Annotated in this window: 30 protein-coding genes; 4 read left to right on the top strand and 26 right to left on the bottom strand. The window is 65.6% G+C overall.

Annotated features, from left to right (window positions below; all coding sequences use genetic code 11):
• Window positions 1-2: 2 nt before the first annotated feature.
• The 13 genes from hfq to GO606_RS07945 all read right to left on the bottom strand — a co-directional run bounded on the left by hfq (window position 3) and on the right by GO606_RS07945 (window position 12,417).
• Window positions 3-248: an RNA chaperone Hfq gene (gene hfq / locus GO606_RS08005; protein ID WP_026295813.1), complete on the bottom strand. Its 246-nt coding sequence runs from the start codon at window positions 246-248 to the stop codon at window positions 3-5.
• 91 nt (window positions 249-339) lie between these two features.
• The gene (gene der / locus GO606_RS08000) at window positions 340-1,668 is read right to left on the bottom strand and encodes a ribosome biogenesis GTPase Der (RefSeq protein WP_169117613.1); all 1,329 of its coding nucleotides are present in this window, start codon (window positions 1,666-1,668) and stop codon (window positions 340-342) included.
• A 14-nt stretch (window positions 1,669-1,682) separates the two neighbouring features.
• Window positions 1,683-2,825 (bottom strand): outer membrane protein assembly factor BamB, encoded by a 1,143-nt coding sequence (gene bamB / locus GO606_RS07995; RefSeq protein ID WP_169117614.1) that lies wholly within the window; start codon window positions 2,823-2,825, stop codon window positions 1,683-1,685.
• Between the two features lie 3 nt (window positions 2,826-2,828).
• The gene (locus GO606_RS07990; RefSeq protein ID WP_169117615.1) at window positions 2,829-3,476 is read right to left on the bottom strand and encodes a tetratricopeptide repeat protein; all 648 of its coding nucleotides are present in this window, start codon (window positions 3,474-3,476) and stop codon (window positions 2,829-2,831) included.
• Window positions 3,463-4,761, bottom strand: coding sequence for a histidine--tRNA ligase (hisS, locus tag GO606_RS07985; RefSeq protein WP_169117616.1), 1,299 nt, complete (start codon window positions 4,759-4,761; stop codon window positions 3,463-3,465). Before hisS ends, GO606_RS07990 begins: the two co-directional genes overlap by 14 nt.
• A gap of 29 nt (window positions 4,762-4,790) precedes the next feature.
• On the bottom strand, window positions 4,791-6,035 hold the full coding sequence (gene ispG / locus GO606_RS07980) for a flavodoxin-dependent (E)-4-hydroxy-3-methylbut-2-enyl-diphosphate synthase (RefSeq protein ID WP_169117617.1): 1,245 nt from the start codon (window positions 6,033-6,035) through the stop codon (window positions 4,791-4,793).
• Window positions 6,036-6,041: 6 nt separating this feature from the next.
• Window positions 6,042-6,977, bottom strand: a complete 936-nt coding sequence (locus GO606_RS07975; protein ID WP_169117618.1) for a RodZ domain-containing protein — start codon at window positions 6,975-6,977, stop codon at window positions 6,042-6,044.
• The gene (gene pilW / locus GO606_RS07970) at window positions 6,974-7,771 is read right to left on the bottom strand and encodes a type IV pilus biogenesis/stability protein PilW (RefSeq protein WP_169117688.1); all 798 of its coding nucleotides are present in this window, start codon (window positions 7,769-7,771) and stop codon (window positions 6,974-6,976) included. The genes GO606_RS07975 and pilW overlap by 4 nt, the downstream gene beginning before the upstream one ends.
• A gap of 2 nt (window positions 7,772-7,773) precedes the next feature.
• Window positions 7,774-8,904 carry a dual-specificity RNA methyltransferase RlmN gene (rlmN, locus tag GO606_RS07965; RefSeq protein WP_169117619.1) on the bottom strand — a complete coding sequence of 377 codons (1,131 nt, stop codon included), beginning with the start codon at window positions 8,902-8,904 and terminating at the stop codon, window positions 7,774-7,776.
• 87 nt (window positions 8,905-8,991) lie between these two features.
• On the bottom strand, window positions 8,992-9,417 hold the full coding sequence (gene ndk / locus GO606_RS07960; protein WP_169117620.1) for a nucleoside-diphosphate kinase: 426 nt from the start codon (window positions 9,415-9,417) through the stop codon (window positions 8,992-8,994).
• A 131-nt stretch (window positions 9,418-9,548) separates the two neighbouring features.
• Window positions 9,549-10,442: a succinate--CoA ligase subunit alpha gene (gene sucD / locus GO606_RS07955; protein WP_169117621.1), complete on the bottom strand. Its 894-nt coding sequence runs from the start codon at window positions 10,440-10,442 to the stop codon at window positions 9,549-9,551.
• A gap of 11 nt (window positions 10,443-10,453) precedes the next feature.
• Window positions 10,454-11,614: an ADP-forming succinate--CoA ligase subunit beta gene (sucC, locus tag GO606_RS07950; RefSeq protein ID WP_169117622.1), complete on the bottom strand. Its 1,161-nt coding sequence runs from the start codon at window positions 11,612-11,614 to the stop codon at window positions 10,454-10,456.
• 248 nt (window positions 11,615-11,862) lie between these two features.
• Window positions 11,863-12,417 (bottom strand): DUF2889 domain-containing protein, encoded by a 555-nt coding sequence (locus tag GO606_RS07945; protein ID WP_169117623.1) that lies wholly within the window; start codon window positions 12,415-12,417, stop codon window positions 11,863-11,865.
• A gap of 268 nt (window positions 12,418-12,685) precedes the next feature.
• Between GO606_RS07945 and GO606_RS07940 the strand changes: the two genes are divergently transcribed.
• A complete protein-coding gene (locus GO606_RS07940; protein ID WP_169117624.1) occupies window positions 12,686-14,419 on the top strand; it encodes a type IV pilus assembly protein FimV in 1,734 nt (577 codons plus the stop codon).
• Window positions 14,420-14,450: 31 nt separating this feature from the next.
• Here the strand turns inward: GO606_RS07940 and GO606_RS07935 are convergent, their stop codons facing one another.
• Window positions 14,451-15,197, bottom strand: coding sequence for a Nif3-like dinuclear metal center hexameric protein (locus GO606_RS07935; protein WP_169117625.1), 747 nt, complete (start codon window positions 15,195-15,197; stop codon window positions 14,451-14,453).
• A 74-nt stretch (window positions 15,198-15,271) separates the two neighbouring features.
• Between GO606_RS07935 and GO606_RS07930 the strand changes: the two genes are divergently transcribed.
• Window positions 15,272-16,435 (top strand): Do family serine endopeptidase, encoded by a 1,164-nt coding sequence (locus tag GO606_RS07930; protein WP_169117626.1) that lies wholly within the window; start codon window positions 15,272-15,274, stop codon window positions 16,433-16,435.
• Between the two features lie 31 nt (window positions 16,436-16,466).
• Here the strand turns inward: GO606_RS07930 and tatC are convergent, their stop codons facing one another.
• The 10 genes from tatC to hisB form a co-directional block, all read right to left on the bottom strand.
• Window positions 16,467-17,258, bottom strand: coding sequence for a twin-arginine translocase subunit TatC (gene tatC, locus GO606_RS07925; protein ID WP_169117627.1), 792 nt, complete (start codon window positions 17,256-17,258; stop codon window positions 16,467-16,469).
• The gene (tatB, locus tag GO606_RS07920) at window positions 17,255-17,758 is read right to left on the bottom strand and encodes a Sec-independent protein translocase protein TatB (RefSeq protein WP_169117628.1); all 504 of its coding nucleotides are present in this window, start codon (window positions 17,756-17,758) and stop codon (window positions 17,255-17,257) included. The genes tatC and tatB overlap by 4 nt, the downstream gene beginning before the upstream one ends.
• Window positions 17,759-17,862: 104 nt before the next feature.
• Window positions 17,863-18,093 (bottom strand): Sec-independent protein translocase subunit TatA, encoded by a 231-nt coding sequence (gene tatA, locus GO606_RS07915; protein WP_169117629.1) that lies wholly within the window; start codon window positions 18,091-18,093, stop codon window positions 17,863-17,865.
• A gap of 11 nt (window positions 18,094-18,104) precedes the next feature.
• Window positions 18,105-18,452, bottom strand: a complete 348-nt coding sequence (locus GO606_RS07910; protein ID WP_169117630.1) for a histidine triad nucleotide-binding protein — start codon at window positions 18,450-18,452, stop codon at window positions 18,105-18,107.
• A gap of 12 nt (window positions 18,453-18,464) precedes the next feature.
• Complete coding sequence (locus tag GO606_RS07905; protein ID WP_053420000.1) at window positions 18,465-18,791, bottom strand: phosphoribosyl-ATP diphosphatase; 327 nt, start codon at window positions 18,789-18,791, stop codon at window positions 18,465-18,467.
• On the bottom strand, window positions 18,788-19,189 hold the full coding sequence (hisI, locus tag GO606_RS07900; protein WP_169117631.1) for a phosphoribosyl-AMP cyclohydrolase: 402 nt from the start codon (window positions 19,187-19,189) through the stop codon (window positions 18,788-18,790). The genes GO606_RS07905 and hisI overlap by 4 nt, the downstream gene beginning before the upstream one ends.
• Window positions 19,186-19,944 carry an imidazole glycerol phosphate synthase subunit HisF gene (hisF, locus tag GO606_RS07895; protein WP_169117632.1) on the bottom strand — a complete coding sequence of 253 codons (759 nt, stop codon included), beginning with the start codon at window positions 19,942-19,944 and terminating at the stop codon, window positions 19,186-19,188. The genes hisI and hisF overlap by 4 nt, the downstream gene beginning before the upstream one ends.
• Window positions 19,944-20,693 (bottom strand): 1-(5-phosphoribosyl)-5-[(5-phosphoribosylamino)methylideneamino]imidazole-4-carboxamide isomerase, encoded by a 750-nt coding sequence (gene hisA, locus GO606_RS07890; protein WP_169117633.1) that lies wholly within the window; start codon window positions 20,691-20,693, stop codon window positions 19,944-19,946. The genes hisF and hisA overlap by 1 nt, the downstream gene beginning before the upstream one ends.
• Before the next feature lie 55 nt (window positions 20,694-20,748).
• Entirely contained in the window at window positions 20,749-21,387 is a 639-nt protein-coding gene (gene hisH / locus GO606_RS07885; protein ID WP_169117634.1) for an imidazole glycerol phosphate synthase subunit HisH, read from the bottom strand.
• Between the two features lie 42 nt (window positions 21,388-21,429).
• Window positions 21,430-22,017: an imidazoleglycerol-phosphate dehydratase HisB gene (gene hisB / locus GO606_RS07880; protein WP_169117635.1), complete on the bottom strand. Its 588-nt coding sequence runs from the start codon at window positions 22,015-22,017 to the stop codon at window positions 21,430-21,432.
• Window positions 22,018-22,195: 178 nt separating this feature from the next.
• Between hisB and hisC the strand changes: the two genes are divergently transcribed.
• On the top strand, window positions 22,196-23,266 hold the full coding sequence (hisC, locus tag GO606_RS07875) for a histidinol-phosphate transaminase (RefSeq protein ID WP_169117636.1): 1,071 nt from the start codon (window positions 22,196-22,198) through the stop codon (window positions 23,264-23,266).
• 107 nt (window positions 23,267-23,373) lie between these two features.
• On the opposite strand, the gene hisD is transcribed toward hisC, so the two are convergent.
• Window positions 23,374-24,690, bottom strand: coding sequence for a histidinol dehydrogenase (gene hisD, locus GO606_RS07870; RefSeq protein WP_169117637.1), 1,317 nt, complete (start codon window positions 24,688-24,690; stop codon window positions 23,374-23,376).
• A complete protein-coding gene (gene hisG, locus GO606_RS07865) occupies window positions 24,687-25,328 on the bottom strand; it encodes an ATP phosphoribosyltransferase (protein WP_169117638.1) in 642 nt (213 codons plus the stop codon). Before hisG ends, hisD begins: the two co-directional genes overlap by 4 nt.
• Before the next feature lie 133 nt (window positions 25,329-25,461).
• Here hisG and rnk point away from each other — a divergent pair, with 133 nt between their 5' ends.
• Entirely contained in the window at window positions 25,462-25,857 is a 396-nt protein-coding gene (gene rnk / locus GO606_RS07860; protein ID WP_169117639.1) for a nucleoside diphosphate kinase regulator, read from the top strand.

The following is a 25,857-nucleotide window of genomic DNA, read 5'->3' as shown; positions in this document are numbered from 1 at the left end:
GCTCAGCTATTGCCGTCACCCGAATCCTGCTGCTGGATATTGACCGGACGTGCAGGCACGACCGTGGAGATCGCATGCTTGTAGACCATCTGGGTAACGGTGTTCTTCAGCAGAACGACGTATTGGTCGAAGGATTCGATCTGGCCCTGCAGCTTGATGCCATTCACCAGGTAAATCGCGACCGGCACATGCTCCCTGCGCAGGGTATTCAGAAACGGGTCTTGTAGAAGTTGCCCTTTATTGCTCATTTTAAAACCTCAAACTCTATCTTCTTGTGAATGTAAAGGATTTTATGCTGCGCCGCAATATTGGCGCCGGCACGTCCTCCCGGTGCGGAGCCTATTCTTTCCCTATAAACGGATTGTGCGCAGTACGGAATTGTATCCGCAACGGCGTCCCCTGCAGCTTGAACGCCTCCATGAAGGTCCGTTCGAGATAGCGCACGTACGAGGTCGGCACATGATCGAGCGCCGCGCCGTGAATGACGACCACTGGGGGATTGTTGCCGCCCTGGTGCGCATAGCGCATCTTCGGCCGGAAAACACCGTGGCGCGGTGGCGCCTGTTTCGCGAGCGCAGCCTGCATCGTGCGCGTGAGGCGCGGAGTCGACAGGTTGACCATCGCGGCGGCATAGGCCGCGTCGACCGATTTCATGACTGCGGCAACGCCCGCCCCCTTCAGCGCCGAAATGTAGTGAAAGCGTGCGAACGACAGGAAATTGAGCTTGCGGGCGAGATCCTGCTTGATGAGCTCGCGACGGTAGTCGTTGACGTCGTCCCATTTATTCACCGCGACGACCAGCGCGCGGCCCGCCTCGAGGATGAATCCGGCGATATGCGCGTCCTGGTCGGAAATGTCCTGCGAGGCGTCAAGCACCAGGACGACCACGTTCGCCTGCTCGATCGCCTGCAGCGTCTTGATCACCGAGAATTTCTCGACCGCCTCGAACACTTTGCCGCGCCGGCGCAGGCCGGCGGTATCGATCAGCGTGTAGCGGCGCCCGTCCCGTTCGAACGGGATCGCGATTGCATCGCGTGTCGTGCCCGGCATGTCGAACGCGATGACACGCTCCTCGCCGAGCAGGCTGTTGACGAAGGTCGACTTGCCGACATTCGGACGGCCGACGATCGCGATCCGCGGCGTGCGCCCCTCGTCTTCCTCGGGCTCGGCATCCGGCGGAAAGGCGCCGAGCACGAGGTCGAGGAGCTGTTTCACGCCCTCGCCATGGGAGGCGGAAACCGGCAGCGGGTCGCCGAGCCCGAGCGCATGGAATTCGGCCGCGACCATCGTCCGCTCCATGCCTTCCGACTTGTTGACGACGAGATAGACCGGGCGCCCGGCACGGCGCAGGCGTGCGGCGATCTGCTCGTCATGAGGCGTGAGGCCGCTGCGGCCGTCGACCATGAACAGCAGCGCGTCGGCCTCGGCAATCGCCTGCTCGGCCTGCCGCGCCATCTCGTGCATGATGCCGTCCTTGGCCACGGGATCGAAACCGGCCGTGTCGACGACGAGATAATCGCGGTCGCCGACGCGGCCGATGCCGTAGTGGCGGTCGCGCGTCAACCCGGGCTGGTCGGCCACCAGCGCGTCGCGGGTTTTCGTCAGCCGGTTGAACAGCGTGGACTTGCCGACATTGGGCCGGCCAACCAGAACTATTGTGGGTTTCAAGCGATCATTCCCGCCTAGCGGACCTCAAAGACGCGGACGTTGCCGTCACGCGTCTGGATGACAAAACCCTGGGCACCGAACCGGCGCGGATCGGCAACGATCGCGCTGTCGTCGGCGCGCGCTCGCGCCGCGAAGGCGCCGCTCTCGCGGTCGAGCAGGTGCACGTAACCTTCCCTGTCGCCCACGGCGACGAAATTGCCTGCGACAAGCGGACGCGATACGGTCCGCCGCACCAGCGCATCCTGTTTCCAGGCACTGGCGCCGCTGCCGGCCTCCAGCGCGTGGACCGCGTCCTTGTCGTCCGTGATGTAGACAAAGCGCGTGTCACGGTCCAGGCCCGCGCTGCTCGAAAACTCGCGGGACCAGAGCGCGTTGCCGTTGCTCGCGTCGAAGCACGCCGCGCGTCCCTGGTAGGCCACCGCACACACTTCCCGCCGGCCGAGCACCGGCGTTCCGGCGACGTCGGCAACCCGCTCGAGCTCGGTCGCGCCGCGCGGTGTCGCCACCGTCAGCTCCCACATCGGCCCGCCGTTCGCGAGATTGACCGCGACCAGCTTGCCTCCCGGATAGCCGACGATCGCCACCCCGCCTTCGAGCGTCATGCCGGCGAAACTGCGCAGCGCCAGCGGCGGCGTCGGCCGCTGGAACACCCAGCGGCGACTGCCATCCCGGGCGTCGAGCCCGATCAGGCGGCTGTCCGACGCGCGCACGACGACGACCGCCTCGCCGACCGCGGGCGGGGCGAGAACCTCGACGCCTGCCGGAACTCGCCAGCGCGGCGCGCCGGTGGCGGCGTCGTACGCGACCACTTCGCCGCCGGTCGTCACGACGACTGCCAGGCGGCCGTCGCTGCCGACTCCCGCGGACAGGCGCTTGCCGACCTTTGCCGTCCACACGGCTTTTCCGTCCTGGTAGCGCGCGACCGTGCCGTCATGCGCCGCCGCATACACCTCCGTGCCGACAACGGCCGGCTGGAACACGTAGGGTCCCGACGAGCCGATCTCCGCCTGCCACACCGTATGCAGCTCGGCCGAAGGCTTGAAGGCGACGAGTTGGGCCGGCTTGGGCGAGGACGAGGCAAAAGGATTCAGTGACGAGCAGCCGGCGGAAAGCGCGAGCGAGCCCGCGAGCAGCAAGGTGGCCAGAGGACGCGTCATCGCTCAGCCCTCCAGCGCCTGAAGCTTCACGCGGACCACTTCGCGCAGCGTCTCGCCGCCTTCGGTGCCGCCCTGCGCAATCGCGTCCAGCGCGCCCTGGTAGGCGCTGCGAGCTTCAGCGGGCTTGCCGCTCGCCGCCAGCACGTCGCCGCGCAGATCGGCGAAACGCCCCTTCAGCGCCGCCTCCGGCTCGGCTTGCAGCCGGGCGAGCGCATCGGCATGGGCGCCTTCGTCGAGCAACACGCTCGCCAGCCGCAGGCGCGCGATGTCCCGCAGTGCGGGATCGCTGCCGTGATCCACCAGCCACTCGAGCTGGGCACGCGCGTTCTTTCCCTCGCCGGCGCTGAACTGCACGCCGGCCGACAGCAACGCGGCCATTTCGGCATAGGCGGTGCCGGAGAATTTTTCGATGATCTGCCCCGCGGCCTCCCGCGCCTTCTGCGCGTCGCCTCGCTCGGCCGCCTGCTGGACGACAAAATACAGCGCGCCGGCTTCGCTCGCCTGCTTGTTCTGGTACCACCTGAAGCCCTGCCAGCCGACCGACGCGAGCGCCGCCGCCACCGCAAGCGTCGTCACGAACTTGCCGTACTGCGCCCACCAGGCCTTCAGCTCGGAAATCTGCTCCTGTTCTTCCAGGTCATAAACTGCCATCTTCTTCCTCATTTTCCGTGAACAGGCATTCGGCCACCGCATTGGCGAGGCCGTCGAGCGCGACACGCTGCTGGCCGCCGGGGCCGCGCAACGGCTTGAGGCCGACCTCGCCCGTCGCCGCCTCGTCGTCACCGATCACGACCGCGACCGGCGCTCCGCTTGCATCCGCTTTCTTCATCTGCGACTTGAAGCTGCCGCCGCCGCAATGCGTCAACACTGCGAAGCCGTGACCGCGCAGGGCCTCGGCGGCGCGAAACGCGAGGCGCTGCGCCTGCTCGCCGAGATGGACGACGTACACGTCCGGCTGGGCCGGTTCGGCCTCGCCGCCGCTTTCGCGCCACAGCGCGAGCAGCCGCTCGATGCCCATCGCGAAACCGGCCGCCGGCGCCGGACGGCCACCGAGCTGTTCGACGAGACCGTCGTAGCGGCCGCCCGCGCACACCGTGCCCTGCGCGCCGAGCCGCGTCGTGACCCACTCGAACACGGTACGGTTGTAATAGTCGAGGCCGCGCACCAGCCGGTGGTTGATGCGGTACGGCACGCCGGCGTCCTTGAGCAGCACCTGCACGCCATTGAAGTGCTTCAGCGAGTCCTCGCCGAGGAAATCGAGCAGCTTGGGCGCGTTGTCGACGAGGTCCTGCAGCTCGGGGTTCTTGGTGTCGAGGATGCGCAGCGGATTCGTGTGCAGGCGCCGCTTGCCATCGTCGTCGAGGCGCTCGCGATGCCCCTCGAGGTACGCGACAAGTTCCGCCCGGTGGCGCGCCCTCTCGTCCGACGAGCCCAATGAGTTCAGCTCGAGTCTGACATCCTCCAGCCCGAGGTCGTCCCACAGGCGTGCGCACATCAGGATGTGTTCGGCGTCGATGTCGGGTCCGTCGAAGCCCAGCGCCTCGACACCGATCTGGTGAAACTGGCGGTAGCGCCCTTTCTGCGGCCGCTCGTGGCGGAACATCGGGCCGTGGTAGTAGAGGCGTTGCGCGCCGGCGGACAGCATCTTGTGCTGGATCGCGGCGCGCACGCAGGATGCCGTGCCTTCGGGGCGCAGCGTCAGCTGTTCGCCGTTGAGCGCGTCCTCGAAGGAGTACATCTCCTTCTCGACGATGTCGGTGACTTCGCCGATCGCGCGCTTGAACAGCGGCGTCGGCTCGACGATCGGCATGCGGATCGGCCGGTAGCCGTAGCTGCGCAGCCAGTCCCGGACGATGTCCTCGAAATGCTCCCAGGCTTCGGCCTCGTCGGGCAGGATGTCGTTCATCCCGCGTACGGCCTGCAAGGCCTGAATCATCGGTTTTTTTTCTGTCATAAGCTGACGGTTCAGCCCGCCTTTTTCACGTATCGGGTGGCCACGTAGTCGTCGACGATGGCCTTGAATTCGGTGCCGATATTGTCGCCACGCAGCGTGACGGTTTTCTCGCCATCGACGAACACCGGTGCCGCGGGAGTTTCGCCGGTGCCGGGCAGCGAGATGCCGATGTTGGCGTGCTTGCTCTCGCCCGGCCCATTCACGACGCAGCCCATCACCGCGACGGTCATGTTCTCGACGCCGTCGTACTGCTCGCGCCACACCGGCATCTGGTCCCGCACATAGGACTGGATGCCCGACGCCAGTTCCTGGAAGAAGGTGCTGGTCGTACGCCCGCACCCCGGGCAGGCGATCACCATCGGCGTGAATGCGCGCAGGCCCATCGTCTGCAGGATCTCCTGCGCGACGACGACTTCCTGCGTGCGGCTGCCGTTCGGTTCCGGCGTCAGCGAGATGCGGATCGTGTCACCGATGCCTTCCTGCAGCAGTACCGCGAGCGCCGCGGTCGAGGCGACGATGCCTTTCGAGCCCATTCCCGCCTCGGTCAGCCCGAGGTGCAGCGGATAGTCGCAGCGCGCCGCCAGATCGCGATACACCGCGATCAGGTCCTGCACGCTCGACACTTTCGCCGACAGGATGATGCGGTCGCCCCCGAGCCCATATTCTTCGGCCTTCGCCGCCGATTCCAGCGCCGACACGACGAGGGCTTCGCGCATCACCGCGTTCGCGTCGCGCGGCTGTGCGAGCCTGGCGTTCTGGTCCATGACGCGGGCCAGCACCGACGGATCGAGGCTTCCCCAGTTCACGCCGATGCGCACCGGCTTGTCGTAGCGGCACGCGATGTCGACGATCGCCGCGAACTGCGGGTCGCGTTTCGCGCCCGCGCCGACGTTGCCCGGATTGATCCGCAGCTTCGCCAGCGCCTCGGCGCAGGCCGGATGCTCGGCGAGCAGCTTGTGGCCGTTGTAATGGAAGTCGCCGACGAGCGGCACCTCCACATTGAGCGCCAGCAGGCGGTCGCGGATATGCGGCACGGCCTTCGCGGCCGCCTCGTTATTGACGGTGATGCGCACCAGCTCGGAGCCGGCGCGGGCAAGCTCGGCGACCTGCATCGCGGTCCCGAGCACGTCGACGGTGTCGGTGTTCGTCATCGACTGCACGACCACCGGCGCGTCGGAACCGATGCTGACCCGCCCCACCCTGACCTGCCGCGTCTTGTGACGGGCGAGTACTCCCGAAGAAGAATTCGTTGCCATTTCAGCTCACTTCACGGTCAGCTTTGCGACGCCGACGCGAATATGGGGAACAAGGTCCAGCGGCTGTCCGCGAAATTCCGTCGTGACCTTGTGCGCGTTGCCGACGACGAGTCCGAACGGCGGCTTGCCTTGGATCGTACGCGTGCTGCCCGCCGCATTGATGCCGGAAAAAATGATCGCGCCCGTCGCGTCACGCACCTCCACCCACGATTCACCGGCGAAACGGAACACGAGGTGCTCCACGCCCGGCAGTTCAGCAGGAACTGTCGTGGCCGCACTGCCTCCCGGAATGGAGGCGGGGGCGACTCCCGGCGAGGCCGCTGCGGCAGGCGCTTGCGGTGGCACATCGTTCGCCGCCACGCCATCCGCCGCCACCGCAGCCGGCGAAGACACTTGCGGCGCCACGGCGGGCCCGGCCACCGGGGACGGAGGTTCGAGCGGCACCGGCAGCGGCGTCGCCTCCCCTTCGGACGGCGTCAATTCGACCGTCGTGGTGTCGGCGTCCGGCATCTGGAACCAGTCGAAAAACCACCCCGCGACGACCACGGCCAGCAAGCCGCCGGCAACCAGCGCCGCCGGCAGACGGGCGGAACGCGCCGCCCTGCCGCTCGGCATCACGCCCTCGGCATTCGACACCGGGGCGAGTTCGACCGGCATCGCAGCGGCGTTTTTTGCGAGGCCGGCGAGCAGCGCGGCCGGGTCGATCCCGAGGTACCGCGCGTAATTGCGCAGGAAGCCGCGAACAAACGCCGGTCCGGGCAGCAGATCGAAGCGCTCGGCTTCCATCGCCTCGATCTGCCTGGAGGTCAGTTTCAATGCGTACGCGACGTCGCCGAGGGTCTCGCCGCGGGCTTCGCGTGCGCGGCGCAGGATCTCTCCGACAGAAGCTGCAGCAGCCGGTTCGACCGGGGTCGCGCCCTCTTCACGATGAACGTCGTTCACTCGTAATTTCCCTGATTCATTGCCCGGTGTTCCACGCTGTCGGCAAAACGGCCGCGCAGTTGCGCCGCGTAGCTCGACTCGGCCTCGCGGTTGCCGAGCTTGTGCTCGGTGCGCACACCGAGCCATACGGACTCCGCCGTCGGCTCGCTTTGCTGGTGCAACTGCACGAGATGGTTCCGCGCAACCTCGTAGGCGCCACCGCGGTAGGCGATCACGGCAAGGTGGTAGAGCGCCTGCGCGTTGGATGCGTCGAGCTCTACGGCGCGCTGGAACTCGGCCTCGGCCGCGGCCTCGTTGCCGCGCCGCAGGTGGCACAGGCCCGCGTTCGTGTAAGGCCGCGAGGGCGTGCGGTAATACGGGTTGCGCGCGGCGCGCGCGAGCCGTTCGAGCCCTTCCGCCTCCTGCCCCGACACGCACATGAACCAGCCGTAGCTGTTGTTGAACTCGGGGTCGTTCGGCGCGCTCTGCAGCGCGCGCAGGAAATTGTCGCGCGCCGCGTTCCGGTCGTCGATGAACATATAGACGAGACCCATCAGGTGATACGCCGGCGAGTACGCAGAATCGCTCGCGAGAGCCGCCCGCGCCTCGTCGAGCGCGACCGCGTAGCGCCCGACCTGAAGATACGCCATGCCGAGATCCACGTGGACCTTGGCGCTCGCCGTCGCGGCATTCGTCACCGGCACTTCAGAGACCGGCCGCTCCGCCAGCGGGCGTCCGGCGCCCGATGGCGCCGCGCACGCAGCCAGCCCGAGCACGACAGCGCAGAGGAGCAGCGGCGCCGCGAACCAGCGCATCATCAGCGCCCCTCCATCGACTTCACCAGCCTGACCGTGCGCCGCGACCGGTCCTGCACTTGTCCCGCGAGCTGCCCGCAGGCCGCGTTCACGTCGTCGCCGCGCGTCTTGCGGGTCGTCGTGACGATGCCCGCGTCGATCAGGATCCCGCCAAAGCGCCGGATGCGTTCAGTCGAGGAACGATCGAAGCCGGAATTCGGGAAAGGGTTGAACGGGATCAGGTTGAACTTGCACGGCACGTCGCGCACCAGTTCGACGAGCGCGCGCGCATGCGCGTCCGAGTCATTGATGCCGTCGAGCATGACGTATTCGAAGGTCACGAAGTCGCGAGGCGCCCGTTCGAGGTAGCGCTGGCACGCCGCCATCAGCTGGCGCAACGGATATTTGCGATTGATCGGCACCAGGCGGTCGCGCAACGCATCGTCCGGCGCATGCAGCGACACCGCCAGCGCGACCGGACATTCGTCGCGCAGGCGATCCATCGCCGGGACGATTCCCGACGTCGACACCGTCACGCGGCGGCGCGACAGTCCGTATGCGTGATCGTCGAGCATCAGCCGCAGCGCAGTGACGACATTGTCGAAGTTCGCGAGCGGTTCGCCCATCCCCATCATCACGACGTTGCTGATGACGCGGCCGTTGTCAGGCTCGCCGTCTCCGTCCTTCGAACCTGCCGGCGACGCGCTGCCGCCGAGGAGCTTGTTCGCGAGCCACAGCTGGCCGATGATCTCGGCCGCCGAGAGGTTGCGGTTGAAGCCCTGCTTGCCGGTCGAGCAGAACGCGCAGTCGAGGGCGCATCCGGCTTGCGACGAGATGCACAATGTGCCGCGGTTCGTCTCGGGAATGAACACCGCTTCGACCGCGTTCGCGCTGCCGACATCGAGCAGCCATTTGCGCGTCCCGTCGGCCGACACCGAATCGCGGATCGCGCAGGGCGCCCGGATGCAGGCCTCTTCGGCGAGCTTCGCGCGCAGGCTCTTCGCCACGTCGGTCATGTTGCCGAAATCGGTTTCGCCGAAACGGTGCATCCAGCGCATCACCTGACGCGCACGAAAAGGCTTCTCGCCCCGTTCAGCGAACCAGTTGACGAGACCGTCGACGTCGAAATCGAGCAGGTTGACCGGTGTAAGCATCTGTGTCCTGTACAGCTCCCATAATGCAATCGGCCCGCTATCGATGAAGATGCGCGGGCCGATGCGCGGGCTTTCCCCGTGAGGGGTTCAGCGGGTATACACGTTCATGCCGGGAAAGAAGAAGGCAATCTCGACGGCAGCCGTTTCCGGCGCATCGGAACCATGGACCGCGTTCGCGTCGATGGATTCCGCAAAATCCGCACGAATCGTGCCGGCATCGGCTTTTTTCGGATCGGTGGCGCCCATCAGGTCGCGGTTCTTCGCAATCGCGCTCTCGCCTTCGAGCACCTGGATCATCACCGGGCCGGAAATCATGAAGGACACCAGATCCTTGAAGAACGGGCGCTCCTTGTGCACGGCGTAAAACTGGCCGGCTTCGCGCTCGGACAGATGCGCCATCTTCGACGCGATGATCTTCAGGCCTGCATCTTCGAAGCGCTGGTAGATCTTGCCGATCACGTTCTTCGCGACGGCGTCGGGCTTGATGATGGACAGGGTACGTTCGATTGCCATGAAAAACTCCGGATGGACGATAAGCGGAAAAAAGCGCAGCGGAGGATTCTAGCAGTTTTTCCCCGTCGGCTCCCAGCAACGAAAAGCGCCGGTCCAGCCGGCGCTTTTCTACCGCTCGGGGCGAATCGTGCTTACAGCATCGCCTTCAGCAGCTTGGCCATCTCGGACGGATTGCGGGTCACCGTGAAGCCGCATTCTTCCATGATCGCGAGCTTGGCGTCGGCAGTATCCGCGCCACCCGAGATCAGCGCACCGGCGTGGCCCATGCGCTTGCCGGCCGGCGCGGTGACGCCGGCGATGAAGCCGACGATCGGCTTCTTCATGTTGGCCTTGCACCACTGCGCCGCTTCCGCCTCGTCCGGCCCGCCGATCTCGCCGATCATGATCACCGCGTCGGTGTCCGGATCGTCGTTGAACATGCGCATCACGTCGATGTGCTTCAGGCCGTTGATCGGGTCCCCGCCGATGCCGACCGCCGACGACTGACCCAGACCGATCTCGGTCAGCTGTGCGACCGCCTCGTAGGTCAGCGTGCCCGAGCGCGACACGACGCCGATGCGGCCCTTCTTGTGGATGTGACCGGGCATGATGCCGATCTTGATCTCGTCCGGCGTGATCAGGCCCGGGCAATTCGGCCCGAGGAGCAGCGTTTCCTTGCCGCCGGCCGCAACCTTGGCCTTCATTTTGTTGCGCACCATCAGCATGTCGCGGACCGGGATGCCTTCAGTGATGCAGATCGCGAGGTCCAGATCCGCTTCGGCCGCTTCCCAGATCGCCGCGGCGGCGCCGGCCGGCGGCACGTAGATCACGGAGACGGTCGCGCCCTGAGCTTCCTTCGCTTCCTTGACGGTGGCGTAGATCGGCACGCCTTCGAAGTCCTCGCCGGCCTTCTTCGGGTTGACACCGGCGACGAAGCAGTTCGCACCGTTCGCGTATTCGCGGCACTTCGAGGTGTGGAACATCCCGGTCTTGCCGGTGATGCCCTGGGTGATGACCTTGGTATCTTTATTGATGAGAATCGACATTCGGTGGCTCCTTACTTGACGGCAGCGACGATCTTCTCGGCCGCTTCGGCCATCGTATCGGCGGCGATGATCGGCAGGCCGGAATCCTTGAGGATCTGCTTGCCGAGGTCCTCGTTCGTGCCTTTCATGCGCACGACGAGCGGCACCGCCAGATGCACTTCGCGCGCGGCGGCGACGACGCCGGCCGCGATCGTGTCGCAGCGCATGATGCCGCCGAAGATGTTGACGAGGATGCCCTTGACCTTCGGGTTCTTGAGCATGATCTTGAAGGCTTCGGTGACTTTCTCGGTCGTCGCACCACCGCCGACGTCGAGGAAGTTCGCCGGTTCGGCGCCGTACAGCTTGATCGTGTCCATCGTCGCCATCGCCAGACCGGCGCCGTTCACGAGGCAGCCGATGTTGCCGTCGAGCGAGATGTACGCAAGGTCGAACTTCGAGGCCTCGATTTCGGCGGGATCCTCTTCATCCAGATCACGGAACGCGACGATGTCGGGATGACGGAACAGCGCGTTCGAGTCGAAGTTGAACTTCGCGTCGAGTGCCTTGATGTTGCCGTTGCCCTCGAGGATCAGCGGATTGATTTCCGCGAGCGAGGCATCGGTTTCCATGTAGCAGGTGTAGAGCTTCTTAAACGTGTCGACTGCCTTGTCGATCGACGCATCGGGCACGCCGATGCCTTTCGCGAGTTCGGTCGCCTGCGCGTCGGTCAGGCCGACAAGCGGATCCACGAACACCTTGATGATCTTCTCGGGAGTGTTGTGCGCGACCTCCTCGATGTCCATGCCGCCTTCGGACGAGGCCATGATCGCCACCGATTGCGTTGCACGGTCGGTCAGCGCCGCGACGTAGTATTCCTTCTTGATGTCTGCGCCTTCCTCGATCAGCAGGCGGCGGACGTTCTGCCCCTCGGGGCCGGTCTGGTGGGTCACCAGTTGCATGCCGAGAATCTCGCCGGCGTGCTGTTGCACTTCATGGATCGACCGCGCGAGCTTCACGCCGCCGCCCTTGCCACGCCCCCCCGCGTGAATCTGGGCCTTCACGACCCAGATCGATCCGCCCAGCTGCTCGGCGGCCTTGACTGCTTCATCCACGGAAAAGCAGGGGATGCCGCGCGGCGTGACGACGCCGTACTTTCTCAACAGCTCTTTTGCCTGATACTCATGAATCTTCATGGTTGCCCTTCGATCGAAGACGCGACGCACAAGCGGCGCGAACAGGTTGATGGGACGCTTCGGAGCTTCGCTCCGCGACGGGCGCCGTCTCCCTCGTCCGACGCACGCCGCTGCCGACCGGACAATGCAGCCCGGCCCCGTCTCATGACTCGCCCCCGAAACGGGCGCGATCGCCGCAAGATCGCGGGATTATAACCGGAATTGCGCAGTGCGGAATTTCAGCCCGGGCCGCACGTACCCGATAGGGATCACGGGTCGTTCGCCCGCCCCCGATGCCACTTCGGGTAGTACAGCCGCACAGTCTCCGTCGAGGTTTCCAGGGCGTGGCAACGGTCGAGCTGAAACGGCTTCTCGTCCTCGTCCTCGTTGTCGCGGCGGAAAGTCGCCAACGTCTGGATTGCAGCGGTCGGCAGGCTCAGCAGCAGCTCGGTCATGTGCGAGCAGCCACGAACATCGGCGAACATCTCGCTGACGGTCCGGCGAAAACCCCGCATCAGGTTCAGTCCGACCAGTTGCCGGTATGCGGGCGCGATGGTGTCGCAGCCCCCCGGGTACGGCACGCGGTCGGAACAGGCTTGCGCGTCGATGATCGTGAAATCGGCGTCGAGGGTAACCCGGACCCTCATCTCGTGGATCGCGTCGCCGGCCCGACGGATACCGGAAGCGAGCACGTAGTCGATCTCTTTCGTGTCCCGCAGGCACGCTTCGAGCTCGAGCATTCCGTCGTCGCGCCGATACCCCTCGACGCTTATCTGGCGCAGATGGACTTTCTGGCGGAGAGCACGCGGAGGAGGAAGGGGCATCTTTACGTACGGTGGCGTATGGGATGTCGATACTACCGTGAATTCCAAAGTCGTGGCTGGAGCGCCAACGTAGAATACGAACCCTGCCAGGCACCGACAACCCCGTCGCAAGGCCGAGAGCCGCAAACCAGATCGGGCGTTTCCGAATTACTGCACACCCCCTGAAGAATGCCCGCTCCCTGGACATGCAGATTGTTTAAAATGGCGCCACGAATTTGACACAAGATGTAACGCCTTCCTGGTCCCCTGCGGCGTCGACGAGCCGACAATGAACAAAATCGCACACCTGGCCGTCTCCTTTTCCGTTGTGCTGAGCGTCACGGCGCTCGCGGCATCGACGGGCATGGCAGCCGTCGCGCTCGGCGAGCCGGTGGCGTTGTCGGCGATCGGAGCACCGCTGCGGGTGGAGATCGCGATCGCTGGCGGGGAGCCGGCACGCGCGGGCGAATGCCTGAAGCTGACGGCAGGCACGAACGAAGACGGCGTGCCATGGGTACGGAACGGACGGATAAGCGTCGTCGGCCACGGTCGCGCAGCGCGGATTGTCGTGTCCGGGACGGCACCGGTCGCCGAGCCGATCGTGAAACTCGGGATCGAGGATACGTGCGACGCGCACCTGCGTCGCGAATACACGCTGCTCCTGTCCTTCCCCGACTTTCCACCGGAGGCGCCGGCGGTTCACGCGGGGATCGAACACGGCGCCGAAACGCGCCCGGCGCCGCCAGAGCCCTCCGCAGCCAGGACGAAACCGCGCACCGTCCCGGGCGCCGGCACGTCGTCCGTGCAGCCTGCACGCTCGGCAAGAAAGACAACGCGAACGCCCGTATCCGCCTTCGCCTCTGCCGCCGGAAGAGAACCGGCGCTCCGGCAAGAGGGTCATCCGCCTCCCCCCGGCGCGGAGGTGCGCCATGGAGACGGCTTGCGCCTCAGCAGCGGACTCCCCAAAACGGAGCCGGCCAAGGCGGCAACGGATACCGGGCAGGATCAGTTGCAGCGCGAACAAAGCGCAATCAGCGCGATCGACCGAACGATCGTCGCCCAGCTCGAACTGAACGAACGCATCCGCCGGCTGGAGCAAATCCAGGCGGCGATGATGGAGCGAGTGCGCGCGACTGCGGACCCCGCTTCCCGAACGAGCGCAATCGCCCCCCCCGCAGTGACGCCGCCCGCGATGATGCCCGCCTCGTCATCGCGCGACTGGATCGTTCCGGCGACTGCGCTCGGCACCCTGTTGCTCGCCCTGGCCGGAGGGGGGCTGTGGCTGCGCAGACAGCGGGCGGAGGCCGCAAGCCGGTCCGGCAGGACACCGCTTGCGAACATCCCATCGCCTCCTGCCCTGCACAGGCGACTCGACGCCCCGTCCGCAACACGTGGCACTCCCGCCGCGCCGGCCCCGGCAGCACCGGGATTCGCGCTGTTTGCAGAAACCTCCGTCCCGGCTCGCCCGCCCGTTTCACTATCCGGGGCCCCGCGCCTGGAGCTCCCGGCGGCGGCGCTCCTCGTCGAGGACGATGCGGAAGAGCATGACTCGGCGATCGAGCTGGCTGAAATCATGATGGCTTTCGGCCGCGTGCAAGGGGCGGCCGAGACGCTCGCCGAGTTCATCCAGTCGAACCCGAAGAAAGCCATCACGCCGTGGCTGAAACTGCTCGAGGTGTATCGTGCCGCGGGATTGCGGCCCGAGTTCGACACGCTCGCGCGGCAGCTGAACAAGACGTTCAACGTCAAGGCGGTAACCTGGGACACATTCGACGAGGCGCGCCGGCCCACGAGCACGATCGAACAGATGTCCCACGTCATGAGCCGGATCCAGAACCTGTGGGGGAGTCGCGACTGCCAGGCCTACCTGGAGAACCTGCTCCGCGACAACCGCGACGGCATGCGGGAAGGCTTCCCGCTCAGCGTGATCGACGAGATCCTCGTCCTGGCAGGCGTTCTCGAAGAGCACCTCGGCCCGTATCAGCCGGACGTCCGGGCAAAGGAGCTATCCCTCTCGTCCTGACCCCGTGACCGCTGCGAACGGCGTCCGGCGATCAGACCGGATTGTCGAGATCGGCAAACCGGGCGTCGAGCCCGAAAACCTCGGACAGGTGCTGAGCGAGCGCGTGCACGCCGTAGCGCTCGGTCGCGTGGTGCCCGGCGGCGATGAACGCGACACCGGATTCGCGGGCAACGTGCACCGTCTGCTCGGAGATTTCCCCGGAGACATAGAGATCCGTCCCCGCGGCGATTGCCTCTTCGAAATAACCCTGGGCACCGCCGGTGCACCATGCCACCCGCCGGATGACGCGCTCAGGATCGCCCACCAGCAACGGCTCCCGGCCGAGCCTTGCAGCGAGCGAACGGGCGATATGGCCGGCGCTGTTCGGCTGCATCGGGGTTCCGATCCAGCCCAGCTCCTGATCGCCGAACCGCCCTTCCCCACGCCAGCCCAGCAGTTTGCCCAGTTGAGCGTTGTTGCCCAATTCCGGGTGGGCATCGAGCGGAAGATGGTAAGCGAGAAGACTGATATCGTTGCGCAGCAGCCCGGCGAGCCGGCGCTTGCGGATCCCCGTGATGCGGCCATCCTCGCCACGCCAGAAGTAGCCATGGTGCACGAGCAGCGCGTCGGCGCCTTCGGCGACCGCCAGATCGACCAGCGCCTGGCTCGCCGTCACCCCGCACACCACCCGTCTCACCTCCGGGCGTCCTTCCACTTGCAATCCGTTTGGGCAATAATCCCTGAATCGCGCGACATCCAGCAGTTCATCCAGATGGGTTTGCAGCTCGATGAGTTGCATGCGGTCTCCGCTCACTGACTTGTCCGATTCCTCCGCGGGTAGCTGTCCGGCCGCTCGCGCATCAGAGCAACATTATGCGCCGCCTGTGGCTGATCTTCGCGCAGGCCGTGACGATCAGCGTCGCGGTGCTGTTTGTCCTCACCACCCTGAAGCCCGAGTGGCTCAAAGGTGCTGCGCCGTCCTCGGTAGTGGAAATCCTCGAAGCACCCGGCGCTGCCTCCGATTCGGTCGTCGTTGCCCCGGGTTCGTACGCAGAAGCCGCCAAACGTTCGATGCCGGCGGTGGTGCACATCTACACGGCAAAGGACGTTCAGCGCCCGCGTCATCCGCTTCTCGACGATCCGATCTTTCGTCATTTCTTCGGCGAACGCCAGGACAATGCACCGCCACAGCGCGCCTCGGGGCTGGGCTCGGGCGTCGTCGCAAGCCCCGACGGATTCATCCTCACGAACAATCACGTGATCGAGGCCGCGGACGAGATCGAGGTCGCGCTCAACGACGGGCGGAAATTCCCGGCCAAGCTCGTCGGCCGCGACCCGGAGACCGATCTCGCGGTGCTGAAGCTCGAAGGCAACGGAAAGCTTCCGGCGATCACCTTTGCAGCAACCGACGCCATCGAGGTCGGCGATGTCGTGCTCGCGATCGGCAATCCGTTCGGGGTCGGCCAGACGGTGACGATGGGGATCGTTTCGGCGCTCGGCCGCAGCCAGCTCGGGATCAATACGTTCGAGAACTACATCCAGACCGATGCGGCGATCAATCCGGGAAACTCCGGCGGCGCGCTCGTCGACAGCCACGGGAACCTGGTCGGGATCAATACCGCGATCTACTCGCGCTCGGGGGGCTCGCTCGGTATCGGTTTCGCGATACCGGTCTCGATTGCGCGCAACGTCCTCGAGCAGATCGTTTCCAGCGGCGAAGTGACGCGTGGCTGGATCGGCGTCGAAATACAGGAAATGACTGCCGAACTGGCCGAATCCTTCGGCCTGCCGAAGGTCAATGGCGCCCTGATCGCCGGGGTGCTGCGCGGCAGCCCCGCCGAACGCGCGGGAATCCGGCCGGGCGACGTGCTGCTCAGCGTCGATGGGACGCCAGTGCACGACCCCAGGGGAATGCTGGAAACCGTCGCAGCCCTGCCCCCGGGACACGAAGCCCGGTTCCGCATCCGCCGCACGACCGGCGAAGTCGATCTGAAAGTGCAGGTCGGACGCCGGCCGACACCACCGGCCGAGCGCTGATCCCGCTTGCGCGTCCGGCGGCAGCCCTTGCTTATTTCCCGTCCGGCTCCGGGGCTTCGATGCGATCGAGACCCGGCTCGACTCGCGCAGGTTCTCCCGTTCCCGCATCGCGCTTGGCGACGAACTTCGCCAGCAGGATCCCGACTTCGTAGAGCAGGCACATCGGCACCGCGAGCATGAACTGCGACACGACATCAGGAGGCGTGATGATCGCCGCGATGACGAACGCGCCGACAATGACGTAGGGCCGGACTTCGCGGAGCTTGGCAATGCTGACCACCCCTGCCTTGACGAGCAGGATCACCGCCACGGGAACTTCGAACGTCAGGCCGAAGGCGATGAACAGGGTCATCACAAACGACAGGTACTGTTCGATATCCGGCGCGGGGACGATGCTCTTCGGCGCGAATTCGGCAATGAACTTGAAGACGGTACCGAACACGAAGAAATAGCAGAAGGCCATGCCGAGCAGAAACAGCAGCGTGCTGCCAAGCACCAGCGGCAGGCCGAGGCGGCGCTCGTGGGCATACAGCCCCGGGGCGATGAACGCCCAGGCCTGATAGAGCACGAAAGGCAGTGCGAGAACGAAAGACACCATCATCGTGACCTTGACCGGCACGAAAAACGGCGTGACCACTCCGGTCGCGATCATGTGCGTGCCTTCCGGCAGCGTATTCATCATCGGCCGGGCAAGCAGGTCGTAGATCTCGCCGGCCCAGGGCATCAGGCAGACAAACACCACGATGACCGCAACCATCGCCCGCAACAGCCGGTCGCGCAGCTCGACGAGATGCGAAATGAAGGTTTCCTGAAGCTCGCTCATGCTTTCTCCGCCCGCTGCCCGGGGACGGCAGCCGGCTCCAGGTCCCTGCCCGCCGAAGCGGAATCACCTTGCGGCGCAAGAGAGACGGGAGCAAGGGTCACCGGCGCTTCCACCGTGTGCGCGACCGGCCGGGTGCCGGAAGCAGCTGCCGGTTCGCCCGCCTCGGACCGATCGGCGACCGGCGCGGGAGCGGCGTCGAGCGTCACCCCGGCTTTCACCTCCGCGACGGTCTCATTCACGTCCGCCTCGATTTTCGCCGCCTCGCCACGCACCGATGATTCCAGTTCGCGTGCCTGTTGTTCGACCTGCTGCTGCAGCGCCTTGAGCTCTTCGAGCTGCATTTCACGCTGAATGTCCGACTTCACGTCCGAGACGTAACGCTGCAGCCGGCCCAGCAGGTGACCGGCGGTGCGGGCCACCTTCGGCAGGCGCTCCGGGCCGACGACGATCAGCGCCACCACTGCGATGACGACAAGTTCCGAAAAACCGAAATCAAACATGATCTAGCTGGTTGTCCCGCCCGGATGCTTCGCTCGCGGATCGCGCCAAAACGAAGGGGCGCACTGCAGCGGCGCCCCTTTGAGCGGGTAAGTCCCGTGGGAGGTCAGTGGCTGACCTTGTTGTGGCTCTTGTCCGTCGCCTGCGCGTCGAGCGTGTCACCGCCGATCTTCTGCTGCACGTCGTCACCGGACTTTTCGGAATCCCGCATGCCGTCCTTGAAACCCTTGACCGCGCCACCCAGGTCCTGGCCCACATTGCGCAGCTTCTTCGTCCCGAAGACCAGCACGACGATCACCAGAACGATCAGCCAGTGCCAGATACTGAATGAACCCATTACTTCTCTCCTTAACGCCTCAACATTGCCGGAAGCACCTCCGGGCCGCCCACGATGTGGACGTGCAGGTGATACACCTCCTGCCGTCCCACCCGACCCGTGTTGATGATCATTCGAAAGCCGTCGGCGCAACCTAGTTCCCCGGCGATCCGGGCAGATTCGGTCATCACCCGGCCCATCACCGCTGCGTGCTCCGGCCGCAACTCGGCCATCGACGGAATGTGCAGCTTCGGGATCACCAGGAAGTGAACCGGTGCGACAGGATGGATGTCGTGAAAGGCGAGGATGTCCTCGTCCTCGTGGATCTTCTTCGCCGGGATCTCGCCGGCCACGATCCTGCAGAAAATACAGTCGCTCATGGTTTGTTCGCCTCACGAAGCCGTGCGGGATTTCTTCTCGTCGATGCCAGAGACCCCTTCGCGACGCCGGAACTCCGCGAGCACGTCATCGACCGACAGGCCGAAATGCGTCAGCAGCACCAGCGAATGGAACCACAGGTCGGTGACTTCCCAGACCACGTGGAGCATGTCCTTGTCCTTGGCTGCCATGATCGTCTCGGCCGCCTCTTCGGCGACCTTCTTGCAGATCGCGTCGGTACCCTTGGCATACAGGCTTGAAACGTAAGACGAATCCGGATCGGCTTTCTTGCGCTCGGCAAGGGTCGCGGCGACTCGGTGCAGCACTTCGATATCGATCATTTGTAGATATCCTTCGGATCTTTGACGACCGGATCGACAGCTTCCCATGAACCGTCGGCCAGGTAGCGCTGGAAAAAACAACTGTGGCGGCCGGTATGGCAGGCGATGCCGCCGACCTGCTCGATCTTCAGGAGGACGACGTCGCTATCGCAGTCGACGCGGATCTCCAGCACCTTCTGGATATGGCCGGACTCCTCACCCTTGTGCCACAGCCGGCGGCGCGAACGGGACCAGTAAATCGCCTCGCCGGTTTCGGCGGTGCGCTGCAGCGCCTCGCGGTTCATCCACGCGAACATCAGCACATCGCCGGTCGCCGCTTCCTGCGCAATCACCGGCACGAGTCCCTGGTCGTCCCACTGCACCTCGTTGAGCCAGCGTACGGAGTTCGGTTTGCTCACAATCTCACCTCGATGCCCCGGCTGCGCATCAGCTCCTTCGCTTCGCGCACCGTATGCTGCCCGAAGTGAAAGATGCTGGCGGCGAGCACCGCATCCGCACGCCCCTCCGAGACGCCCTCGGCGAGATGCTCGAGCGTCCCGACGCCGCCACTGGCGATCACCGGGACCGGCACCGCGTCGGCGACGGCGCGCGTCAGTGCGAGGTCGAAACCAATTTTCGTGCCATCCCGATCCATGCTGGTGAGCAGGATTTCACCGGCGCCGAGCGCGGCGACCTTCTGCGCCCATTCGACTGCGTCGAGCCCGGTATTGTTGCGCCCGCCGTGCGTGAACACCTGCCACCTGCCGGGCGCCGTCTGTTTCGCATCGATCGCGACGACGATGCACTGGCTGCCGACCTTGCCGGCGGCCTCGGCGACAACCTGCGGGTTATTCACCGCGGCGGTGTTGATGCTGACCTTGTCGGCGCCGGCGTTCAGCAGCCGGCGCACATCCTCGACGGTGCGCACGCCGCCACCCACCGTCAGCGGGATGAAAACCTGCTCGGCAACCCGTTCGACGACATGCAGGATGATGTCGCGAGCATCCGAGCTGGCAGTGATATCGAGAAAGGTGATCTCGTCGGCACCCTGCTCATCGTAGCGGCGCGCGATTTCGACCGGATCGCCGGCATCGCGCAACTCGACGAAATTCACCCCCTTGACGACGCGCCCCGCACTGACATCGAGACAGGGGATGATGCGTTTGGCAAGCATCAGGCTTCGCCGCCGTTGAGTTCGTCGGCGCGCGCCTGTGCGGCGGCAAAATCCAGCGTCCCTTCGTAGATGGCACGCCCCGTGATCGCGCCCATCACGCCTTCGGCTTCGACCGCGCACAGCGCGTCGATGTCCGCGATGCTGGCAATGCCGCCGCTCGCGATGACCGGAATGCGCAGCGCCTGGGCAAGGCGGACGGTGGCTTCGACATTCACGCCCGAAAGCATGCCGTCGCGGCCGATGTCCGTGTAAATCACCGCCTCGACCCCGTAGTCCTCGTATTTCTTCGCCAGGTCGACGACGTCGTGGCCGGTCATCTTCGACCAGCCGTCGACGGCGACCTTGCCGTCCTTGGCATCCAGGCCGACGATGATGTGACCCGGAAACGCGCCGCAGGCGTCATGCAGGAAGCCCGGATTCTTCACCGCGGCAGTGCCGATGATGATGTACGAAATGCCGTTGTCGAGATAATGCTCGATCGTGTCGAGGTCGCGGATGCCTCCGCCGAGTTGCACCGGAATGTCGTCGCCGACCTCATCGACGATCGAACGGATCGCGGCGCCGTTCTTCGGCTTGCCGGCGAACGCACCGTTCAGATCGACCAGGTGCAGGCGTCTCGCCCCCTGCTCGATCCAGTGCCGGGCCATCGCGGCAGGATCCTCGGAAAATACGGTGGCATCGTCCATTTCGCCCTGCTTCAGGCGTACACAATGGCCGTCCTTGAGATCGATAGCGGGAATCAGCAGCATACGGGGGATGGGGTCAATATCAGAAGTGGATGGGAAACGGCAATGGCCAGACGAGTCAGGGCGCCCAGGAAATGAAATTCGCAAGCATTTTCAGGCCCGCCTGGGCGCTCTTTTCCGGATGAAACTGAACCGCAAAGATGTTAGCCCGGGCGACTGCACTGGTAAACCTTATCCCGTAGTCGCTTTCGGCGGCGACCAGCGCCGCGTCGGCTGGCGCGACGAAATAGCTATGGACGAAATAGAAGCGCTCGTTGTCCGGAATCCCCTCCCACATCGGATGAGGCTTGCGCTGGCGCACTTCGTTCCAGCCCATGTGCGGCACTTTCAGCCGGCTGCCGTCGGCGGCGACCATCTTCGCGTCGGGGAAGCGAACCACGCACCCCGGCAGGATTCCCAGTCCGGGCACGTTGCCTTCCTCGCTGTGCTCGAACAGCATCTGCTGGCCGATGCAGATGCCAAGGAAAGGCTTCGACGCGGCGGCGGCCTTGACCACGTCGCGCAGTCCGCGCAGGTCGAGTTCGCGCATGCAGTCGGGCATCGCGCCCTGCCCGGGGAACACCACTCGTGCGGCGGCGGCCACGACGGCCGGATCGGAGGTCACGACCACCCGCTTGTCGGGCGCTATATGTTCGATCGCCTTGGCAACCGAGCGCAGATTGCCCATGCCATAGTCGATGATGGCTACGTCGCTCATCGCGGAATCGCTCGTATCGTAATCAGATGAATCGGGAAGGAATCAGAGTGCGCCCTTGGTCGAGGGGATCGCTCCCGCCGCACGCTCGTCGCGTTCGGCCGCCATCCGCAACGCACGCCCAAAGGCCTTGAAAATCGTTTCGCACTGGTGGTGGGCATTGTCGCCGCGCAGGTTGTCGATGTGCAGCGTCACGCCGGCGTGATTGACGAAACCCTGGAAAAATTCGCGCGCGAGATCGACATCGAAGCTGCCGATCCGCGCCCGCGTGTAGCTGACAAAATAGTGCAACCCGGGGCGTCCGGAAAAATCGACGACGACGCGCGACAGCGCTTCGTCGAGCGGCACGTAGGCGTGACCATAGCGGCGGATACCCCGCTTGTCGCCGAGCGCCTTGGCGAAAGCCTGCCCGAGCGTGATGCCGACATCCTCGACGGTATGATGGTCGTCGATGTGCGTATCGCCTTCGGCCCGGATATCGAGATCGAACGCGCCGTGGCGGGCGATCTGGTCGAGCATGTGATCGAGGAACGGCACTCCGGTGGCGAGAGCGGCCTTGCCGCTGCCATCGAGGTCGACGCGCGCGATGATCCGGGTTTCGAGGGTGTCGCGAGTAACTTCGGCTTGCCGCATGGGAGTGTGAACGATAATGAAAGGATCGGATGCCGGCAGGCATCGTTCTCGCGCCATGATACCATCGCCCGCGAGTCGCGCCGCAATGCTGCCGTTCCGGTACCTGCGCGGGCGCGCGGCATGCGGGGCGCACCAGCGATCCCCGTCCCTTTCCGGTCCGACACACCCTGATCCGCTGATGAGCCAATACTGGAGCGCCGTCGTCCACGGCCTGACCCCTTATGTCCCGGGCGAGCAACCCAAGCTCGCCAACCTGGTCAAGCTCAACACCAACGAGCATCCGTACGGCCCGTCGCCCCGCGCGATCGCGGCGATCCGCGCCGAAGCATCGGACGCGCTGCGGCTCTACCCCGACCCGCGCGCCGACCGGCTGAAGGCGGCGATCGCGGCGCGCTTCGGCGTCGAGCCGCGCGAGGTGTTCGCCGGCAACGGCTCGGACGAAGTGCTCGCGCACGCGTTCATGGCGCTGCTCAAGCACGAGCGTCCGCTCCGCTTTCCGGACATCTCGTACAGCTTCTACCCGGTCTACTGCGGCCTGTACGGCATCGCGTTCGAGACCGTGCCGCTCGACGACAACTTCGCGATCCGCCCGGCCGACTACCTGCCGCACGGCCCGGCCGCCGCCGGCGGCATCATCTTCCCGAACCCGAATGCACCGACCGGCCGGCTGATGCCGCTGGCCGACATCGAACGCATCGTCGCGGGCAATCCGCAGTGCGTCGTCGTCATCGACGAAGCATATGTCGACTTCGGCGGCGAATCGGCGATTCCGCTGGTGCGGCACTATCCGAACCTGCTCGTCGTCCAGACGCTGTCGAAATCGCGTTCGCTCGCCGGCCTGCGCGTCGGCTTCGCGGTGGGCCATCCGGACCTGATCGAAGCGCTCGACCGCGTCAAGGACAGCTTCAATTCCTATCCGCTCGACCGGCTCGCGATCGCCGGCGGCGTCGCCGCGATCGAAGACGAAGAGCACTTCCAGCGCACTCGCACGGCGGTGATCGCCACCCGCGACCACCTTTCAGCGGATCTCACGTCGCTCGGCTTCGACGTGCTGCCATCGGCCGCGAACTTCGTGTTCGCCCGACATCCGCGGCGCGATGCCGGGGAACTCGCCGCGGAGCTGCGCCGACGCGCGATCATCGTGCGGCACTTCCGCCAGCCGCGGATCGAGCAGTTCCTGCGGATTACGGTCGGCACCGACGAGCAATGCACCGCGCTCGTCGAGGCGCTGCGCGACATCCTGCAGTAGTTCAACGAGGCGGGGCAAGCGGCCCTGCCGCAGCGCGTTGCCGCTCGCCCCGGAAGCCGGCTTCGAGAGTCGCCGGCCCGGCCGACGGCTTTTGGCCCGCGGTGCGGCTACCGATCGCGCAGCCGCATCTCGGCCGAGCGCGCATGCGCCTGCAGGCCCTCGCCGCGAGCGAGGATCGACGCCACCCGGCCGAGGGTCTGCGCACCGGCTTCCGAAATCTGCACGATGCTGGTGCGCTTCTGGAAATCGTACACGCCGAGCGGCGACGAAAAGCGCGCGCTGCGCATCGTCGGCAGAACGTGGTTCGGTCCGGCGCAGTAATCGCCGAGCGCCTCGACCGACCAGTGCCCGACGAAGATCGCACCGGCATGGCGGATGCAGCCGATCCATGGCTCGGCATCGTCCACCGACAGTTCGAGGTGTTCCGGCGCGATGCGGTTCGCGATCGCGCAGGCTTGTTCGAGGCTGTCGACGTGAATCAGCGCACCGCGGTTCGCGAGCGACGCGGCGATCGTCTCGCGGCGCGGCATCGTCGGCAGCAGGCGATCGATCGATGCGGCAACCGCGTCGATGAAATCCGCGTCCGTGCACAGCAGGATCGACTGCGCGAGTTCGTCGTGCTCAGCCTGCGCGAACAGGTCCATCGCGACCCAGTCGGCGTGGCCGCTGCCGTCCGAGATGATCAGCACTTCAGACGGACCGGCGACCATGTCGATGCCGACGGTGCCGAACACGCGGCGCTTCGCCTCGGCGACATAGGCATTGCCGGGGCCGACGATCTTGTCGACCTGCGGCAGGGTCTGCGTACCGTACGCGAGTGCGGCCACCGCCTGCGCGCCGCCGACCGTGAATACGCGGTCGACGCCGGTAATCGCGGCCGCGGCGAGCACCAGCGGGTTCTTCTCGCCGTTTGGCGTGGGCACGACCATGATCAGCTCGCCGACACCGGCAACCTTGGCCGGAATCGCGTTCATCAGCACGGAACTCGGGTACGACGCGCGCCCGCCCGGCACGTACAGGCCGACGCGGTCGAGCGGCGTGACTTTCTGGCCGAGCCGCGTGCCGTCGGCTTCGACGTAATCCCAGGATTCGGCGCGCTGGCGTTCGTGATAGACGCGCACGCGGTCGGCCGCGAGGCGCAGCGCCTCGCGCTGCTCGATGGTGAGACTGTCGAGCGCCGCCTTCAGCTCCGACTTCGGCAGTTCCAGCTGCGCCATCGACTTCACGTCGAGATGATCGAAACGCCGCGTGTATTCGAGCACCGCCGTATCGCCGGTAGTGCGCACTGCGCACAGGATCTCGCTGACCGCAGCGTCGATGCGCGCGTCCGCGCCGCCTTCGAATGCGAGCAGCGCGTCGAGTGTCGTCAGGAATTCGGGTTCGCGCGCGTCGAGGCGGCGGATCGCCGCAGCCGGGGCAGTCATTTCACGGCTCCTGCAAAGGCCTCCAGCAGCGGCTGGATGAGTTCGCGCTTGAGCTTGAGCGAAGCCTGGTTGACGATCAGGCGCGAGCTGATCGGCATGATTTCCTCGACCTCTTCGAGATTGTTCGCGCGCAAGGTACCGCCGCTCGACACGAGGTCGACGATCGCATCGGCGAGGCCAACGAGCGGCGCGAGCTCCATCGAACCGTACAGCTTGATCAGGTCGACGTGCACGCCTTTCGCGGCGAAATGCGCCTTCGCGCTGTTGATGTATTTCGTCGCGACGCGGATCCGGCCGCCGGGTCGGGAAGCCGCAGCGTAATCGAAGCCTTTGCGCGTCGCGACGCACAACCGGCATTTGGCGATATCGAGGTCAAGCGGCTGGTACAGCCCGGCGCCACCGTGCTCAAGAAGGACGTCCTTGCCGGCGATGCCGAGGTCGGCCGCGCCATACTGCACGTAGGTCGGCGTGTCGGTCGCGCGCACGATGACGAGGCGCACGTCCGGGCGGTTGGTGTCGATGATCAGCTTGCGCGAGGTTTCGGGATTGTCGGCGGGCACGATGCCGGCCGCCGCGAGCAGCGGTAGCGTTTCCTCGAAGATGCGGCCCTTCGACAGGGCGAGGGTGATGCTGGACACAGACGGCGCCTCGGAAGAAATCGGGCCGACATTGTAACCCGGCACGCCTTCTGTTAGCCTGCAGCGGTTGGCTGAACCGCACGGCGGTTCGGCCATTTTTACTTTTTCCACCAACGATTTGAGGTGAAATGAGATGAAACCCGAGATCGTGATCTCTTCACGTGACCTGGAACGCCTGGAAGGCCTGCTGTTCTCGCCCGCCACTCGCAACCGTAGCGACCTGAACGGCCTGCGCGATGAATTGGAGCGCGCCGTGGTGCGCGAACCGGAGGAGATGCCGGTCGACGTGATCACGATGAACAGTCGGGCGCGCTTTCGCGAACAACCCAGCGGCCGCGAATACGAGCTGACTCTCGTCTATCCGGGCGATGCCGGGCAGGGTCCCGGCAAGGTGTCCGTATTCTCGCCGGCTGGCAGCGCGCTGCTCGGCCTGTCGGTCGGCCAGGCGATCGACTGGAAGACCGACGACGGGCGTTCGATCCACCTCGAAGTGCTCGAAGTCCGACAGCCGGAAGCCGCCGGACACTGA

It is taken from the genome of Aromatoleum anaerobium (assembly GCF_012910705.2).
Lineage (GTDB): Bacteria > Pseudomonadota > Gammaproteobacteria > Burkholderiales > Rhodocyclaceae > Aromatoleum > Aromatoleum anaerobium.
Note: the sequence above shows the minus strand (reverse complement) of the source record. Positions and strands in the feature narration are given on the sequence as shown.